The organism is Agromyces chromiiresistens (genome assembly GCF_029167465.1).
Classification (GTDB): domain Bacteria; phylum Actinomycetota; class Actinomycetes; order Actinomycetales; family Microbacteriaceae; genus Agromyces; species Agromyces chromiiresistens.
The window spans coordinates 245,221-261,369 of the sequence record NZ_JARFNL010000003.1 but is presented as its reverse complement, the minus strand read 5'-3'; the positions used below and the strand labels follow the sequence as shown (position 1 = coordinate 261,369).

Annotated in this window: 16 protein-coding genes; 12 read left to right on the top strand and 4 right to left on the bottom strand. The window is 71.3% G+C overall.

Annotation, left to right across the window (positions count from 1 at the left end; translation table 11 throughout):
- Positions 1-22: 22 nt before the first annotated feature.
- Genes hisD through PX701_RS07120 form a run of 3 tightly spaced genes read left to right on the top strand, consistent with a single transcriptional unit; the run spans position 23 to position 2,928 of the window.
- Positions 23-1,333, top strand: coding sequence for a histidinol dehydrogenase (hisD, locus tag PX701_RS07130; protein WP_275505878.1), 1,311 nt, complete (start codon positions 23-25; stop codon positions 1,331-1,333).
- 31 nt (positions 1,334-1,364) lie between these two features.
- On the top strand, positions 1,365-1,838 hold the full coding sequence (gene nrdR / locus PX701_RS07125) for a transcriptional regulator NrdR (RefSeq protein ID WP_231431189.1): 474 nt from the start codon (positions 1,365-1,367) through the stop codon (positions 1,836-1,838).
- Between the two features lie 37 nt (positions 1,839-1,875).
- Complete coding sequence (locus tag PX701_RS07120; RefSeq protein WP_231431188.1) at positions 1,876-2,928, top strand: quinone-dependent dihydroorotate dehydrogenase; 1,053 nt, start codon at positions 1,876-1,878, stop codon at positions 2,926-2,928.
- Positions 2,929-2,962: 34 nt separating this feature from the next.
- Here PX701_RS07120 and PX701_RS07115 read toward each other — a convergent pair whose 3' ends face one another.
- Positions 2,963-4,021 carry an App1 family protein gene (locus tag PX701_RS07115; protein WP_231431187.1) on the bottom strand — a complete coding sequence of 353 codons (1,059 nt, stop codon included), beginning with the start codon at positions 4,019-4,021 and terminating at the stop codon, positions 2,963-2,965.
- A 101-nt stretch (positions 4,022-4,122) separates the two neighbouring features.
- On the opposite strand from PX701_RS07115, the gene PX701_RS07110 reads away from it, so the two are divergent.
- The 5 genes from PX701_RS07110 to PX701_RS07090 all read left to right on the top strand — a co-directional run bounded on the left by PX701_RS07110 (position 4,123) and on the right by PX701_RS07090 (position 8,039).
- Complete coding sequence (locus PX701_RS07110; RefSeq protein WP_231431186.1) at positions 4,123-4,785, top strand: TetR/AcrR family transcriptional regulator; 663 nt, start codon at positions 4,123-4,125, stop codon at positions 4,783-4,785.
- 95 nt (positions 4,786-4,880) lie between these two features.
- Complete coding sequence (locus tag PX701_RS07105; protein WP_231431185.1) at positions 4,881-5,693, top strand: ABC transporter ATP-binding protein; 813 nt, start codon at positions 4,881-4,883, stop codon at positions 5,691-5,693.
- On the top strand, positions 5,690-6,376 hold the full coding sequence (locus PX701_RS07100) for an ABC transporter permease (protein ID WP_231431184.1): 687 nt from the start codon (positions 5,690-5,692) through the stop codon (positions 6,374-6,376). Before PX701_RS07105 ends, PX701_RS07100 begins: the two co-directional genes overlap by 4 nt.
- A complete protein-coding gene (locus PX701_RS07095; protein WP_231431183.1) occupies positions 6,373-7,116 on the top strand; it encodes an ABC transporter permease in 744 nt (247 codons plus the stop codon). Before PX701_RS07100 ends, PX701_RS07095 begins: the two co-directional genes overlap by 4 nt.
- Positions 7,113-8,039, top strand: coding sequence for an ABC transporter substrate-binding protein (locus tag PX701_RS07090; RefSeq protein WP_275505877.1), 927 nt, complete (start codon positions 7,113-7,115; stop codon positions 8,037-8,039). The genes PX701_RS07095 and PX701_RS07090 overlap by 4 nt, the downstream gene beginning before the upstream one ends.
- Before the next feature lie 22 nt (positions 8,040-8,061).
- Here the strand turns inward: PX701_RS07090 and PX701_RS07085 are convergent, their stop codons facing one another.
- Genes PX701_RS07085 through PX701_RS07075 form a run of 3 tightly spaced genes read right to left on the bottom strand, consistent with a single transcriptional unit; the run spans position 8,062 to position 10,236 of the window.
- Positions 8,062-8,850: a DedA family protein gene (locus PX701_RS07085; RefSeq protein ID WP_338029110.1), complete on the bottom strand. Its 789-nt coding sequence runs from the start codon at positions 8,848-8,850 to the stop codon at positions 8,062-8,064.
- Positions 8,851-8,884: 34 nt separating this feature from the next.
- On the bottom strand, positions 8,885-9,859 hold the full coding sequence (locus PX701_RS07080) for a M56 family metallopeptidase (protein WP_231431181.1): 975 nt from the start codon (positions 9,857-9,859) through the stop codon (positions 8,885-8,887).
- A gap of 2 nt (positions 9,860-9,861) precedes the next feature.
- Positions 9,862-10,236, bottom strand: a complete 375-nt coding sequence (locus tag PX701_RS07075; protein WP_231431180.1) for a BlaI/MecI/CopY family transcriptional regulator — start codon at positions 10,234-10,236, stop codon at positions 9,862-9,864.
- Positions 10,237-10,347: 111 nt separating this feature from the next.
- Here PX701_RS07075 and PX701_RS07070 point away from each other — a divergent pair, with 111 nt between their 5' ends.
- From PX701_RS07070 to cydC, 4 genes are read left to right on the top strand one after another with little or no spacing between them, the layout of a single operon-like run.
- The gene (locus PX701_RS07070; RefSeq protein ID WP_275505876.1) at positions 10,348-11,760 is read left to right on the top strand and encodes a cytochrome ubiquinol oxidase subunit I; all 1,413 of its coding nucleotides are present in this window, start codon (positions 10,348-10,350) and stop codon (positions 11,758-11,760) included.
- A gap of 10 nt (positions 11,761-11,770) precedes the next feature.
- Positions 11,771-12,775, top strand: coding sequence for a cytochrome d ubiquinol oxidase subunit II (gene cydB / locus PX701_RS07065; RefSeq protein ID WP_275505875.1), 1,005 nt, complete (start codon positions 11,771-11,773; stop codon positions 12,773-12,775).
- A gap of 16 nt (positions 12,776-12,791) precedes the next feature.
- Positions 12,792-14,438, top strand: a complete 1,647-nt coding sequence (gene cydD, locus PX701_RS07060) for a thiol reductant ABC exporter subunit CydD (RefSeq protein ID WP_275505874.1) — start codon at positions 12,792-12,794, stop codon at positions 14,436-14,438.
- The gene (gene cydC, locus PX701_RS07055; protein ID WP_275505873.1) at positions 14,431-16,140 is read left to right on the top strand and encodes a thiol reductant ABC exporter subunit CydC; all 1,710 of its coding nucleotides are present in this window, start codon (positions 14,431-14,433) and stop codon (positions 16,138-16,140) included. Before cydD ends, cydC begins: the two co-directional genes overlap by 8 nt.
- The last annotated feature ends 9 nt before the right edge of the window (positions 16,141-16,149 follow it).

The following is a 16,149-nucleotide window of genomic DNA, read 5'->3' as shown; positions in this document are numbered from 1 at the left end:
CGCTCGGTAGGCTTGAGCCACCATGCTGCGAACGATCGACCTCCGCGCGACCCGCCCATCGACGAGCGAACTGCTCGCGCTCGTGCCCCGGGCGGCGACCGACGTGTCGGCCGCGCTCGAGCCCGCGCGCGCCCTCATCGAGGCCGTCCGAGCGCATGGCGAGTCGGCGCTCCTGGAGCAGGCCGAGCGCTTCGACCGGGTGACTCCGCCGTACGTGCGAGTGCCCGCCGACGAGCTCGCAGCTGCGCGCGACGGCCTCGCGCCCGAGATCCGGGCCGCGGCCGAACGCACGATCGAGCGGGTGCGCGCCGCGAGCTCCGCCCAGGTGCCCGGCGCCCGGCGCACCGAGCTCGGTGCGGGCGCCGTCATCGAGCAGCGCTGGCAACCGGTCGGCAGGGTCGGCCTGTACGTGCCGGGCGGCAAGGCCGTCTACCCTTCGAGCGTCGTCATGAACGTCGTGCCCGCACAGGCGGCCGGCGTCGCATCGATCGCGCTCGCCTCGCCGCCGCAGGCGGAGTTCGGCGGGCGCGTGCATCCGACGATCGCGGGCGTCGCCGCCCTGCTCGGCATCACCGAGGTCTACGCGATGGGCGGCGCCGGCGCGATCGGTGCCTTCGCGTACGGCGTGCCCGCCCTCGGGCTCGAGCCGGTGCAGCTCGTCACCGGGCCCGGCAACGTCTACGTCGCGGCGGCCAAACGGGTCGTCCACGGGGTCACCGGCATCGACGCGGAAGCGGGACCGACCGACATCCTCGTCATCGCCGATGATGCGGCTGACGCCGATTTCGTGGCCGCCGACCTCATCAGCCAGGCGGAACACGACGAGCTCGCCGCTGCGGTGCTCGTGACCGATTCGCCCGCGTTCGCCGAGCGGGTGCTCGACCGGCTCGCGGCGCGATCGGCCGCGACGAAGCACGGCGACCGTGTGCACCAGTCGCTCACCGGCGCGCAGTCGGCGCTCGTCCTCGTCGACGACCTCGAGCAGGCGGCGGCGTTCGCGAACGCCTTCGGGCCCGAGCACCTCGAGATCCAGGTCCGCGACGCCGACGCCGTGCTCGCCCGCATCGAGAACGCGGGTGCGATCTTCATCGGCCCCTACTCGCCGGTGAGCCTCGGCGACTACGCAGCCGGATCCAACCACGTGCTGCCGACCGGCGGTCAGGCCCGTTTCGCGGCGGGATTGTCGGCCGCGACCTTCCTGCGTCCGCAGCAGGTCGTGCGCTACGACGAGGCCGCGCTGCGCGAGGTCGCCCCGGTGATCGCCGCCCTCTCGACCGAGGAGGACCTGCCTGCTCACGGCGAGGCCGTGGCGGCGCGCTTCGACGCGGAGTGAGGCGCCCGCGCGCCGCTAGGCTGGGGTCACCATGTACTGTCCCTTCTGCCGCCACCCCGATTCGCGCGTCATCGACTCCCGCACGAGCGACGACGGACTGTCGATCCGCCGCCGCAGGCAGTGCCCCGAGTGCGGGCGTCGGTTCTCGACGACCGAGACGGCGAGCCTCGTCGTCATGAAGCGCTCGGGTGTCGTCGAGCCGTTCAGCCGCGAGAAGGTCGTGCTCGGCGTCAAGAAGGCGTGCCAGGGTCGCCCGGTGACCGATTCCGACCTCGCGGTGCTCGCGCAGAAGGTCGAGGAGACGATCCGTTCGACCGGTGCGTCGCAGATCGAGGCGAACGACATCGGCCTCGCCATCCTTCCGCCGCTCCGCGAGCTCGACGAGGTGGCGTACCTGCGCTTCGCGAGCGTCTACCAGGCGTTCGAGTCGCTCGACGACTTCGAGGCGGCGATCGAGCAGTTGCGCGAGGAGCACGGCCGGTTGCCCGCCCGGCCGGTCGAGTGACGTCGCCGTGCCTCGCGACGGGTACCCTGAATCCGGCATGTATCGACTCCTCTTCTCCCTCTTCCTCACGAAGCTCGACCCCGAAGACGCGCACCACCTCGCGTTCAGCGTGATCCGGGGCCTGCCGACGCTCGGCCTCGGACGCCTCGTCGAGCGGTTCACCGCCCCCGACCCGTCACTCGCGGTCGAGACGCTCGGGCTCCGATTCCCGTCGCCGTTCGGCGTGGCCGCGGGTTTCGACAAGGACGCTCGCGCGGTCATCGGTCTCGGCCAGCTCGGCTTCGGGCATGTCGAGGTCGGCACGATCACGGCGATCGCGCAACCGGGCAACGAGCGGCCGCGCCTCTTCCGGCTGGTGAAGGACCGGGCGCTCATCAACCGCATGGGGTTCAACAACGGCGGGGCGGATGCTGCGGCCGGTCGCCTCTCGCGGCTGTCGCGCCGCTCGCACCGGCCCGTGCTCGGTGTCAACATCGGCAAGAGCAGGGTGACCGCCGTCGAGGACGCCGTGGGCGACTACGTGCGCAGCGCGAAGCTGCTCGCCCCGTACGCCGACTACCTCGTGGTCAACGTGAGCTCTCCGAACACACCCGGCCTCCGTGGGCTGCAGGAGCTCGACGCCCTCGCACCGCTCCTCGAGACCGTGCGCGAGGCCGCGGGAACCACCCCGCTCCTCGTGAAGATCGCGCCCGACCTCGCCGACTCGGAGGTGGAGCGCATCTGCGAGCTCGTCGTGCGGCTCGGCCTCGACGGCATCATCGCCACGAATACGACGATCTCCCGCGAGGGGCTCACGACCGAGGCATCCGCGATCGAAGCCATCGGTGCCGGCGGCCTGTCGGGTGCCCCGCTCGCCGCCCGCTCGCTCGAGGTGCTGCGCGTCGTGCGCCGCAGCGTGCCCGACGACCTGTGCGTGATCTCGGTCGGCGGCGTCGAGACGGCCGCCGATGTGCAGGACCGGCTCGACGCAGGTGCGACGCTCGTGCAGGGGTACTCGGCCTTCATCTACCGCGGGCCCTTGTGGGCGCGGCAGGTCAACCGCGGACTCGCGTCGTTCCGGCGGTCTCGCGACCGGGCGGTCGCCCGCTAGCGCTCCGACCAGGTGTGCGCGACGAGCGGAGCGCTCAGACGACGCCGACCTCGGCGAGCCGATCGGCGATCGTCGAGCCGTCGCTCGCCGAGACCCAGGGCACGTCGGTGCCGTGCTCCTCGGCCTTGGTGCGTCCGCCGGCGAGCACGGCCTCACCGGTCGAGAGCCGGCGGATCGCGATCGCGGCGACGCGATCGGGATGCTCGGCGGCGAAGCGGGCGTAGAGCTCCTCGTCATGCTGGCCGTCGTCGCCGATGAGCAGCCAGCGCACGTTCGGGAACTCCTCGGCGAGGCGACGGAGATTCTCGGCCTTGTGCTCGCGGCCGCTGCGGAACCAGCGATCGTGAGTCGGGCCCCAGTCGGTCAGGAGCAGTGGGCCGGCGGGGAACAGGTTGCGCGAGAGGAAGCGCGTGAGGGTGGGTGCGACGTTCCACGCGCCCGTCGACAGGTAGATGACGGGGGAGCCGGGGTGCGAGCGGGCGAGCCGCTCGAACAGGACGGCCATGCCGGGCGTGGGGATGCGTGCGTGCTCGTCGAGCACGAACGTGTTCCAAGCGGCGACGAGCGGGCGGGGGAGCGCCGTCACCATGACGGTGTCGTCGACATCGGAGATGATGCCGAAGTCGACGTCGGGACCGACGATGCGGATCGGCGCCTCGACGGGCTCGGCGCCCTCGGTGCTGAGGGTGGCGCGGTGCCAGCCGGGCGCGAGCGACGCCGGCACGGTCGTGTCGACGACGCCGCCGCGGTCGGCGAGCACCTCGATGCGCTGGCCGCCGACGTCGATGACGACCGGAACGTCGCCGACCGGCACGCTCGTGAAGCTGCGCCAGCCCCGGATGCCCTGTTCGCCGCGCTTGCGGCGGCGCTTCGAGCGTTCGTCGGCGGCCACCGGCTTCGACAGCAGCACGCGGCAGAACACGCGCACCCATTCGGTCGAGCCGTATCCCGTGTACGGCACGACGGTCGGCACATGCCCGCGACGACGGGCGCCGCGGGAGCGCACGTCGTGGAACCAGTCCTCGATGCGCGCGGCGCGATGCCGGACCTGGCGCTCTCGAGAACCGTGCGGGGTGGGGGAGCTCGCCGGCATCCACTCAGTCTGTCATGCACGGGGGACACGTCGCGAAACGGCGGGTGCACGCCCGGGCGTTCGACGCCCGGTAGAGTGGTGCGAGCAACTGAGGAGGTTCCGTGCCGAACATCGACCTGATCCTCGGGGCCGATCCGAGCCGGAGGCGCTCGGTCCGCACCGAGCCGACGCAGCGTCGGTCCAGCCAGCGCCTCGACGCGCTGCTCGATGCTGCCGCCGAGATCGTCGACGAATCGGGGTTCGAGCGCCTGACGACCCAGATGGTCGCCGAGCGCGCAGGCGCCTCGATCGGCACGGTGTACCGCTACTTCCCCGACCGCGTCGCCGTGCTCTACGCGCTGCGCGAGCGCTCGGTGCACCGGTTCCGCGAGCGGGTCGCCGACGAGATGGCGCGCACGACGCTCGAGTCGTGGTGGACGGTCGTCGACGTCGCGCTCGACGTCAGCGCCAAGATGTACGCCGGCGAGCCCGGGTTCAGCGTCGTGCACGCCGCGCAGCGCGAGCTCGCCGAAGGCGATGTCGAGCCCGAGTTCGCGCACCGCATGGCCCGGCTCATCGAGGCCGAGTTCGGCGGCGAGGGCGACCAGGCGGAGCTGCGGTTCCGCCTCGGGGTGGCGATGGAGATCGGCGACGCCCTCATCAGCCGTGCGTACGAGCGATCGGTCGACGGCGACGAGCGGTACCTCGCCGAGGCGAAGCGTCTCGTGCACGACTACCTCGCCGAGCACCTCGGACGGGCCCTCTCCGCGTCCTCAGCCGCCTGACGACTCGCGGGGCGCCCCGTTGCGCTCCGGGCGCGATCGGTGTTTGGCTTGAAGCTGCACATGGCAGCGAACGCCGACGACGGGATTGAGCCAGCATGATCGAGTTCCGCGGCGTGTCCAAGCGCTTCCCCGACGGCACGCTCGCCGTCTCGGACGTCGACATCGTCATTCCGCCGCGCAAGACGACGGTGCTGGTCGGCTCGTCGGGGTCGGGCAAGACCACGCTCCTGCGCATGATCAACCGCATGGTCGACCCGACCGGCGGCCAGGTGCTCATCGACGGCACGGATGTCGCGACCGTCGATCCGGTCGTGCTGCGACGCGGCATCGGCTACGTGATGCAGAACTCCGGGCTGCTGCCGCATCGCAAGGTGATCGACAACGTGGCGACCGTGCCGCTCCTCCGCGGCGTCCGCAAGCGCGAGGCGCACGCGCGGGCGCTCGAACTGCTCGACACCGTCGGCCTCGACCGTTCGCTCGCCGACAAGTACCCGAGCCAGCTCTCGGGCGGTCAGCAGCAGCGCGTCGGCGTCGCCCGCGGGCTCGCGGTCGACCCGAACATCCTCCTCATGGACGAACCGTTCGGAGCGGTCGACCCGATCGTCCGTTCGGAGCTGCAGCAGGAACTGCTCCGCCTGCAGGGCGAACTGGGCAAGACGGTCGTGTTCGTCACCCACGACATCGACGAGGCCTTCCTCCTCGGCGACCAGGTCGTGATCATGCAGCAGGGCGGACACATCTCGCAGGCCGCGTCACCCGCGGAGATCCTCGCGAACCCGGCCGACGACTTCGTCGCCGACTTCGTCGGGGCGAACCGGGGCAAGCGCGTGCTGCACGTGACCGAGGTCGACGGTCGGCGCGTGGTCGTCGACGACGACGGGCGTGCGGCGGGAGTGCTCGCCTCGTGAAGTGGCTCTGGTCGAACCTCGACCTGGTCGGCGAGCTCACCCTCGTGCACCTGGCATTGTCGGTGCCCGCGATCATACTGAGCTTCGTGATCTCCGTTCCGATCGGCTGGGTCGCGCACCGGTACCGGTGGTCGCGCGGCGTGCTGCTGTCGCTGTGCGGCCTGCTGTACGCGATCCCGTCGCTCGCGCTGCTCATCGCGCTGCCGATCTTCACCGGGCAGCGCACGACCTCGCCGATCAACCTCGTCGTCGCGCTGACCCTCTACGGCATCGCCGTGATCGTTCGCACCGCGGCCGACGCCTTCGATGCCGTCGAGCCAGACGTCCGCCAGTCCGCCACCGCGATCGGGTACGCGTCGTTCAGCCGGTTCTGGGGCGTCGAACTCCCGCTCGCGGGTCCCGTGCTGCTCTCCGGCATCCGGGTCGTCATCGTGAGCACGGTGAGCCTCGCGACGATCGGCGCCGTCACCGGCGTGCAGAGCCTCGGCAGTCTGTTCACCGACGGTCTGCAACGCGGGATCCAGGCCGAGATCATCACCGGCATCGTCGTCACGATGGCTCTCGCCATCGGGCTCGACTGGGCGAGTGTGGCCATCGGGCGCCTGGTCATGCCCTGGTGGCGGCCGAGCCGGGCGCAACGACGCCGCAGCCTCGAGCGGGTCGAGCAGGTGGACGCCTCGTGAACCTCCTGCTCGAAGCGGTTGCCTGGATCCTCGACCCCGCCCACTGGACGGGCCCCGGGAGCATTCCCGAGCGGATCGCGCAGCACCTCGTGATCTCGGCGATCGTGCTCGTCATCGCGGCACTCATCGCGCTTCCGCTCGGCGGGCTCGTGGGGCACACCGGTCGCGGCCGCGAACTCGCCGTGATGGTCTCCGGCGGCCTGCGCGCGTTGCCGACGCTCGGTCTGCTGACGCTCGTCGGGCTGTGGCTCGGCATCGGGCTCTCCGCTCCGATCATCGCGCTCGTCGTGCTGGCGCTGCCGCCATTGCTCGCCGGGGCCTACTCGGGTTTCGAGAGCGTCGATCGCCGAACCGTCGATGCCGCACGCGCGATGGGCATGCGCGAGCGCCAGGTCGTGAGCAAGGTCGAGGTGCCGCTCGGCATGCCGATCATCGTCGGCGGCGTCCGATCGGCCACGCTGCAGATCGTCGCGACGGCGACGCTCGCCGCATACATCGCGAACTTCGGGCTCGGCCGCTTCATCTTCGAGGGTCTCAAGACGCGCGACTACGCCGAGATGCTCGGCGGCTCGATCCTCGTCATCCTCCTCGCACTCGTCGTCGACGGGTGCTTCGCCATCATCCAGCGGGTCGTCGTACCCGCCGGCGTGCGAGCCGCCCGCACGCGCGAACCTCGCTCACGACCGACCCGGTCGCGAGCGACCGTGGGGCAACCCATCCAGGAAGGGAACCAGTCATGATCACAGCAGGAAAAGGCCGGCTCGTCGCACTCGCGGCGGTCGCGGTCGGGGCGACAGTGGCCCTGGCAGGGTGTGCATCGAGCGATCCGCTCGACAGCGGATCGGGCGAGACCGACGGCGGCGGCGAGACGCTCGTCGTCGGGTCGCAGGACTACTACTCGAACGAGATCATCGCCGAGCTCTACGCGCAGGCGCTCGAAGCCAACGGGATCACCGTCGAGCTGCAGCCGCGCATCGGCCAGCGCGAGGTCTACATGCCCGAGATCGAGAGCGGGAGCATCGACGTCTTCCCCGAGTACACGGGCAACCTGCTCCAGTACTACGTCCCCGACACCACGGCGACGACGGCCGACGACGTGTACGCCGAGCTCGAGACCTCGCTGCCCGAGGGGCTGCGCGTCCTCGACCAGTCGCCCGCGACCGACCAGGACTCGTACAACGTGACCAAGGAGTTCTCCGAGCAGAACGACGTCACGAGCCTCGCCGACCTCGCGAAGGTGACCACGCCGCTGACGCTCGGCGGCAACTCGGAGCTCGCGACCCGGCCGTACGGGCCGGAGGGGCTGAAGTCGGTCTACGGCGTCGACGTCGCGTTCACGCCGATCGAGGACTCGGGCGGGCCGCTGACGCTGAAGGCCCTGCAGGACGGCGACGTGCAGCTCGTCAACATCTTCAGTGCGAACCCCGCGATCGCGACGAGCGACCTCGTGACCCTCGAAGACCCCGAGGGCCTGTTCCTCGCGTCGAACGTCGTGCCCGTCGTCAGCGAGAAGGTCGACGACAAGGCCGCCGAGGTCATCAACACGGTGAGCGCGGCACTGACCGCCGACGAGCTCGTCGCCCTCAACGCGAAGAGCGTCGACGACCAGGAGTCGGCCGAGCAGATCGCGAGCGACTGGCTCGCCGAGCAGTCGCTCTTCTGAGTACCGGCGGCTGCGACCGCGGTCAGCGGTCGGAGCCGAGACGCGAGGGGCCGGGTGTCGAGGCATCCGGCCCCTCGCCGTCGGCACGGTCGTCGTGCGTCCGGCGGTCAGGGGCGAACGCGGTCGGAGCCACCGGCGCGGTGTCGAGTGCCCCGGAGTCGTCGGACGCCTCCGCCGCCTCCATGTGCTTCGCCTCCGAGCGGACGATGAGCTTCTTCGCGAGCCACACGAGCGCCAGGAAGACGACGATGACGCCGACGAAGAGGTAGCCCGCCCAGTGCAGCTGGCGGCTCAGCTCCCGGTAGCTGCCGGCGGCGAGCCATCCGACGGTGACATAGGCGAACGCCCACAGGACGCACGCCGGAAGCGTCCATGCGATGAAGCGGCGGTAGCGCATCGTGCTCATGCCCACGGTCAGCGGGATGAGCGAGTGCAGGATCGGCAGGAACCGCGAGATGAAGATCGCCGGCCCGCCTCGACGGTCGAGGTAGCGCTGTGCGCGATGCCAGTGGTCCTCGCCGATGCGCCGGCCGAGGCGCGAGTGCAGCAGGTGCGGGCCGAACCAGTGGCCGATGCCGAAGCCGATGCTCTCGCCGATGAGTGCGCCGATGATCACGGCGAACGCGAGCGCGAAGTACTGCGCGAGGTCCTCGACCCCCGTCGCGGCGACGAGCACGATGGTGTCGCCGGGCACCACCAGGCCGATCAGCACGCTCGTCTCGAGCATGATCCCGACTCCCGCGAGGAGCGTCCTGACGACGGGGTCGACCGATTGCACGGTGTTCAGGATCCAGTCGAGGATCTCGTTCATCGTTCGAGCGTATCGATCGCGGCGTGCGCGCGCGTCAGACCGGCGTCGTATTCGTCAGGACGAGGGCGTACGCCAGTAGGGGGATCGCGACGAGCGCGATCGAGGCCGCGACCACGAGCGGCCGTGAGGGTGCGGGCACTGCACGACGGGGTGCGGGGCCGCCGCGACCGTCGCGGGCCGGGGTCGTGCCGTCGAGCCTCGCGAGACGCGCCTCGAGCATGTCGGCGTCGGCGATGACGCCGTCGTCGCCGAGCCCGGCCGGGCCCGCATCGGCGCCGACGACGAGCATGGCGCCGCGCAGCGCGTCGTCGCCGGCGACGCGGCGTGCCCGGTCATCGGCGAGCATCTCCGCGAGGAGGATCACGGCGCGCTCCGAGCGGTTCGCGATCGGGAACCACGGCAGTGCGCTGTGCCAGGCGCGGAAGGCGAGCAGCACGAGGTGATGGAGCTGGTCGAGGTGGGCGCGCTCGTGAGCGATCACCGCGGCGAGCTCGGCCGGGCTCAGCGCGTCGACGAGACCGTCGGTCAGCACGGTCGCCGTGCGGATGCCGGGCACGCAGTAGGCGAGCGGGGTCGGGTGCGCGAGCACGCGGGTGCTGGGTTGGCCCGGCATCGGGTCGCCGAGCAGGGCGATGAGCTGGTGCTGGCGCCGTCGCTCGCGTTCGGCGCGAACAGCGGTGAGGGCGAGGTTCAGCGCGAGGTGCAGGGCGAGACCGGCGGCGAGCGTGATGGCGGCGAGCTCGAGCACGTCGAACTCCGGCGGGATCGGGCCGGTGAGGAGCACGGGTACGAGGGCGTTCCAGGCGCCGACGAGCGAGCCGGCGGGCGCCGCGCCGTAGACGAGGAGGCAGCCGATCATCGAGAGTCCGCCGGCGATCGCGATCGACTGCCAGAGCACGAGGGCGGCAGCCGGCGATCGCGACGGCCAGGCGGCGCGCGAGAGCGCGACCGGGATCGGCCAGGCCAGCGCGAAGGCGAGCACGCCGAGCACCGCGGCGACGGCGAGCATCGTCAGTGGTGCGCGAGCTCGTCGAGGAGCCGGCGGAGCGTCGCGGCCTCGCCGTCGCTCACCGTGCCGACGAAGCGGGCGAGGGCGGCGTCACGGTCGCTCGCGCGGTCGAGCACCTCGTGCATGAGCTCCGCCGTGTGCTCTTCTCGGGAGAGCAGCGCCTGGTAGTGGTGCGGACGGCGCTCGCGCGTGCGGCTCACGAAGCCCTTGCGCTCGAGCCGCGAGAGCACCGTCAGCACGGTCGTGGTCGCCACCGTGCGGCCGGAATCGCCGCCGCGCACGGCCAACGCGTCGCGCAGCTCATTCGCCGTGAGCGCGACGTCGCTCGACCAGAGCACCTCCATCACGGAGCGCTCGAGATCTCCGAGACTCGCCATGCATCCAGAGTACCGCCGTCGGCGGGATTGTTCTACGCTGTGTAGAAGCAAAGTTTTACGCTTTGTAGAAGAATCTCACCGAGATGTTCGGACTCCGCGAAAGGGGTATCCGTGAACGAGCTGCTCGATCCGTTGCTGCTCGCCCGATGGCAGTTCGGGTTGACCACCGTCTATCACTTCCTGTTCGTACCGATCACGATCGGTCTCGCGACGACGGTCGCGATCTTCCAGACCGCGTGGTACCGCACGGGCAAGACCCAGTACCTGCAGGTGACCCGGTTCTTCGGGTCGATCTTCCTCATCAACTTCGCCATGGGCGTCGTGACGGGCATCGTGCAGGAGTTCCAGTTCGGCATGAACTGGTCGGAGTACTCGCGGTTCGTCGGCGACGTCTTCGGCGCACCGCTCGCCCTCGAGGGCCTGCTCGCGTTCTTCTTCGAGGCGACGTTCATCGGCCTCTGGATCTTCGGCTGGGACAAACTGCCCCGCGGCATCCACCTCGCCACCATCTGGTGCACCGCGGTCGGCACGATCGTCTCGGCCTACTTCATCATCGCCGCGAACGCCTTCATGCAGAACCCGGTCGGGTACGAGATGAACGCCGAGAAGGGTCGCGCGGAACTCGTCGACATCTGGACGCTCCTGACGAACCCCGTCGCCCTCGCCGCGTTCCCGCACACGATCGCCGCGAGCTTCATGGTCGCGGCCGGCCTCATCATCAGCGCGAGCGCGTGGCACCTCGCGCGCAACCAGCACCTCGACTCGATGCGCCCGGCCCTGAAGTTCGGCCTGTGGCTCATGGTCGGCTCGGGGATCCTGACGACCCTCTTCGGCGACCAGCTGAGCCTCGCGATGGTCGCGACCCAGCCGATGAAGATGGCGGCCGCAGAAGCCACCTACGACACGGTCTGCGGGGCCGACGCGTCGTTCTCGCTGTTCACGCTCGGCACCCCCGACGGCACGACCGAGCTCTTCTCGATCCGGGTGCCCTACCTGCTCTCTCTGCTGTCGACGCACACCTTCGACGGCTGCGTCGAAGGCATCAACGATCTGCAGGCCGACTACCAAGCCCTCTACGGCCCCGGCGACTACGCGCCGATCATCTGGGTCACGTACTGGGCGTTCCGCTGGATGATCGGCCTCGGCATGCTGCACGTGCTCGTCGCGGTCGTCGGCCTGTGGCTCACCCGCAAGGGCCGGATGCCTCGGCAGAAGTGGGTCTGGAAGATCGCGATCTGGAGCTTCCCGCTCTCGCTCGCCGCGATGATCGTCGGCTGGATCTTCACCGAGATGGGTCGCCAACCCTGGATCGTGTTCAGCCTGCTGCCGACCGAGTCGGCGGTCTCGCCGAACGTCACCGGGCTCGACGTCCTCATCTCGCTCGTCGCGTTCACGCTCATCTACGGCGCGCTCGCGGTCGTCGAGGTGCGGCTCGTGATCCGCGCCATCAAGCAGGGGCCGCCCGAGATCGGCGAGCCCGACCCCGAATCGGGCCGCGTCGAGCCCGCCGCAACGGTCTACTGAGGAGACGGACATGGATCTCTCAACGCTCTGGTTCTGGATCGTGGCCTTCCTCTTCGTCGGCTACTTCGTGCTCGACGGCTTCGACTTCGGCATCGGCATGTCGCTGCCGTTCCTCGGCAGGGACGACACCGACCGACGAGTGCTCATCAACACCATCGGCCCGGTCTGGGACCTCAACGAGACGTGGGTCATCGTCGCCGGGGCATCCCTGTTCGCCGCCTTCCCCGAGTGGTACGCGACCCTGTTCTCGGGGTTCTACCTGGCGCTCCTGCTCATCCTGCTCGCGCTCATCGCCCGCGGCGTCTCGTTCGAGTACCGCCACCAGCGCCCCGAGTCGAAGTGGAAGGCCTGGTTCGACGGCATGATCATCGTCGGCTCCGCGGTGCCGGCGCTGCTCTGGGGTGTGGCCTTCGCGAACATCGTGCAGGGCGTGCCGCTCGATGCCGACCACAACTACACGGGCACGCTGTTCGACCTGCTGAACCCGTACGCCCTGCTCGGCGGGCTCACGACGCTCCTCCTGTTCTTCACGCACGGGGTGGTGTTCGCCTCGCTCAAGACCGAGGGCGACCTGCGCGCGCGTGCGCGCAGGCTCGCCACGCGCGCGGGCGTCGTCACGATCGTCGTCGCGGCCGCCTTCCTGCTGTGGACCGGGCTCGCGTTCGGCACTCCCTGGTTCTGGATCCTGGCGGGGATCGCGGCCGTCGCGCTCGTCGGCGGCTGGATCGCGAACCTGCGAGGTGCCGAAGGAGTCGCGTTCGCGCTGCTCGCGATCACCGTCGCCGCCGCAGTGCTCGCGCTGTTCGCGTCGCTCTTCCCCGACGTGATGCCCGCGTCGAACGATCCGGCGAACAGCCTGACGATCGAGAACGCCTCGTCGACGCCGTACACGCTCACGGTCATGAGCTGGGTGGCGCTGATCTTCCTGCCGCTCGTGCTCGCCTACCAGGCGTGGACGTACTGGATCTTCCGCAAGCGGGTGAGCCGCGCGCACGTCGAGGCGGCCGCCCACTGACGAGGACGATGCAGGCGTGAAACCACTCGACCCCAGGCTCGTCAGGCGCTCGCGCGCCGCCCGCGGCTTCCTCGTCGCGGGCGGGGCGCTCGCCGTCGTGCAGGCCGCCGCGATCATCGCGATCGCCTGGGCGATCGCCGGGCTCGTCTCCGGGCTCATCGACGGAATGCCGATCGACGAGGTGCGCCTCCTCCTCGCACTGCTCGTCTGCGGTGCGACGGTGCGCGCCCTGGGCGCGTGGGGATGGGAGGTGGTCGGCTCGAGCGGTGCGATGCGCGTGAAGGGCGAACTTCGGTCCGACCTGCTGGCCGCCCTCGAGCGGCGCCCCGCGGGCATCGCCGGATTCCCCACGGCACGGATCGCGACGCTGCTGGGCCCTGGCGTCGACGCGCTCGACGACTACTTCGGCCGCTACCTCCCGCAACTCGTCCTCACCGTGGTCGCGACCCCGGCGTGCATCGCCGCGGCGTGGATCGCCGACCCGCTGTCGGGGCTCGTGCTCGTCATCGTGCTGCCGCTCACCCCCGTGTTCATGGCGCTCATCGGCATGGCGACCGAGCGTGTGCAGCGACGCCAGTGGGACAGCCTGTCGACGCTGTCACGGGGCTTCCTCGAAGTCGTCGGCGGCCTCTCGACGCTGCTGCTCTACGGGCGCGCACAGCGGCAGGTGGGGCGCATCCGCGCGGTGACCGACGACTACCGGAAGCACACGATGAAGGTCCTGCGCGTGACCTTCCTCTCGGGGTTCACGCTCGAGCTCGCCGCGAGCCTCTCGGTCGCCCTCGTCGCGGTGTCGATCGGGCTGCGGCTCGTCTCGGGCGACATGGCGCTCGCCGCCGGCATCTTCGTGCTCGTGCTCGCACCCGAGGTCTTCCTTCCGCTGCGCAACGTCGGCGCCGCGTTCCACGCCTCGGCGGCGGGGGTCACCGCGGCCGCCGACGCGTTCGAGCTCCTCGAGGCGGCCGAGGGCGCCGGCGACGAGGCATCCCCGATCCAGCACGCTCCCGGATCGGGAGCCCGCGGCCGTTCCACCGCCGGCGAGGGCCTGGCCCTCGCCGGGGTCACGGTGCGGCGCGACGAGCGCGTCGTGATCGACGGCCGCTCGTTCGCGGTGCCGACGGGACGACTCGCCGCCGTCGTCGGCGAGAGCGGCAGCGGCAAGTCGACCCTGTTCGCGGCACTGCTCGGCTTCGTGCCGCACGAGGGCGTCATCGAGCTGGAGGGCCGCGAGCTCGACGGGCACGGGTTCGACCGCATCGCCTGGGCGGGCCAGACGCCGACACTCGTCGCCGGCACCGTCGAGATGAACGTGCGACTCGGCGACGAGTCGGCCGATCCGGCGTTCCTCGACACGGCGCTGCGGGTCGCGGGCGTCGACGTGCCCGCAGATCGCCGACTCGGCCCGGGCGGCAGCGGACTGTCGGGCGGCCAGGCGCAGCGGGTCGCCATCGCCCGGGCGGTGCACCGCCTGCTCGCCCGCGACCTGCCGTTGCTGCTCCTGGATGAGCCCACGTCCGCTCAGGATGCGAGCCGCGAGGCCGAGCTCGCCGCCGAGCTCCGGGGGCTCGCCGCGACCGGGCGCATCGTGCTCGTCGCCACGCATCGGCCCGAGCTCATGGCGGTGGCCGACGTCGTCGTCTCCACGGAGGCCGCCCATGTCTGATCGCACCCGATCCGTGCTCCGCACGAGCATCCCGCCGCTTCGCCGGCTGCTCCCGTCGGTGCTGTTCGGCGCAGCGTCCGGCGGATCGGTCGTGGCCCTCATCGCATGTTCCGCCTGGCTCATCGCGCGCGCGGCCGAGCAGCCGCCGGTGCTGTACCTGTCGCTCGCGATCGTGGGCGTGCGCGCGTTCGCGCTCGGCCGCGCGGTGTTCCGCTATCTCGAGCGGCTGACCGGACACGATGCGGCGTTCCGCCAGCTCGCCGAGATCCGGACCGGCGTCTTCGAGCGCATGCTGCCGGTCGCGCCCGACGGCATCGCGGACCTTCGACGCGGGGAGCTCCTCGCGCGATTCACCGGCGACGTCGACGAACTGCAGAACGTGCCGCTTCGCGCGGTGCAGCCCGTCGCGAGCGCATCGGTCGTCCTCGTCGCGGCGGTCGTCGGCGTCTCGTTGGTCTCGCCGGGCTCGGCGCTCGCGATCGCCGGATGCCTCGTGGCCGGCCTCGGTGCGACGGTGCTCGTCCAGCGCGCGGTCGCAGCCCGGGCCGAGCGGCGACTGGCGCCCCTTCGCGGCGAGCTGCAGGCCGCAGTGGTCGAACACGTGCAGTCGCTCGACATGCTCGTCGCCTTCGATGCGGCCGCCGCGAGCCGTCGGCGCATCGAGCGACTCGGCGAGCGCCTCGCACGGCACACGCGCGCGAACGCCTCGGCCGCCGGCGCCGCTGCGGCGCTCATGGCGGCGATCGGCGGCTTCGCGGTGGCGGCGAGCCTCACGGCGGGTCAGTCGCTGCTCGCCGAGGGGCGCATCGACGGCCCGACCTTCGCGGTGCTGTGCCTCGTGCCGCTCGCGATCGCCGAGATCGCCGCGGCCCTGCCGCCGGCGGTGACCGCGTGGCGCCTCGCCCGGGTGAGCGCCGAGCGGGTCGCGAGCGCCGTCCCCGACGAGGTCCCCGCCGAGCTCCCGGCCGCGCCGCTCGAGCCCGACGTCGTGCCGGCGACCGACGGGCCGCCCCGCCTGACGCTCCGAGCCGTGGGCGCCGCATGGCCCGGCTCGCGGGGTGCCGCGCTGTCGGGCATCGATCTCGAGCTCGCACCGGGGGAGCGGGTGCTCGTGCGCGGACCCTCCGGGTCGGGCAAGACGACCCTCGCGCACGTGCTCGTGCGGTTCCTCGACGTCGCCGACGGCTCGTACCTGATCGACGGGGTGGACACGGCGCGGCTCGACCCGTCCGAGGTCCGCCGCCTCGTCGGGCTCGTCGAGCAGTCGCCGTGGCTCTTCGACGAGGACGTTCGCCAGAACCTGCTCTTCGCCCGCGACACCGCGAGCGACGACGAACTCGTCGACGTGCTCGCACGGGTCGGCCTCGGCGACTGGCTCGCCGAACGAGGCGGCCTCGGAGCGAAGGTCGGCGAGCGCGGCGCGCTCGTGTCGGGCGGCCAGGCGCAGCGCCTCGCCCTCGCGCGAGCGATGCTCGCGGGGTTCCCCGTGCTCGTGCTCGACGAGCCGACCGCGAACGTCGATCGCGAGCGCGCCGACTCGCTGCTCCGCGAGCTCCTCGGGGCGGCCGGTGCCGACCGCACCGTCGTCCTCATCTCGCATACGCCGGTCGACCCGTCGCTCGTGGACCGCATCGTCACGATCGACGGCGGCCGTCTCGTCGGAGAGGCCGGCCGCGAGCCGGCGACGCGCGTCGCGCCGTAGGCTGTGTGG

Excerpts from the sequence above, each read along its gene's own strand:
- hisD (WP_275505878.1), top strand. The coding sequence starts at position 23 with ATGCTGCGAACGATCGACCTCCGCGCGACCCGCCCATCGACGAGCGAA.
- nrdR (WP_231431189.1), top strand. The coding sequence starts at position 1,365 with ATGTACTGTCCCTTCTGCCGCCACCCCGATTCGCGCGTCATCGACTCC.
- PX701_RS07120 (WP_231431188.1), top strand. The coding sequence starts at position 1,876 with ATGTATCGACTCCTCTTCTCCCTCTTCCTCACGAAGCTCGACCCCGAA.
- PX701_RS07115 (WP_231431187.1), bottom strand. The coding sequence starts at position 4,021 with ATGCCGGCGAGCTCCCCCACCCCGCACGGTTCTCGAGAGCGCCAGGTC.
- PX701_RS07105 (WP_231431185.1), top strand. The coding sequence starts at position 4,881 with ATGATCGAGTTCCGCGGCGTGTCCAAGCGCTTCCCCGACGGCACGCTC.
- PX701_RS07090 (WP_275505877.1), top strand. The coding sequence starts at position 7,113 with ATGATCACAGCAGGAAAAGGCCGGCTCGTCGCACTCGCGGCGGTCGCG.
- PX701_RS07085 (WP_338029110.1), bottom strand. The coding sequence starts at position 8,850 with ATGAACGAGATCCTCGACTGGATCCTGAACACCGTGCAATCGGTCGAC.
- PX701_RS07080 (WP_231431181.1), bottom strand. The coding sequence starts at position 9,859 with ATGCTCGCCGTCGCCGCGGTGCTCGGCGTGCTCGCCTTCGCGCTGGCC.
- PX701_RS07075 (WP_231431180.1), bottom strand. The coding sequence starts at position 10,236 with ATGGCGAGTCTCGGAGATCTCGAGCGCTCCGTGATGGAGGTGCTCTGG.
- cydB (WP_275505875.1), top strand. The coding sequence starts at position 11,771 with ATGGATCTCTCAACGCTCTGGTTCTGGATCGTGGCCTTCCTCTTCGTC.
- cydC (WP_275505873.1), top strand. The coding sequence starts at position 14,431 with ATGTCTGATCGCACCCGATCCGTGCTCCGCACGAGCATCCCGCCGCTT.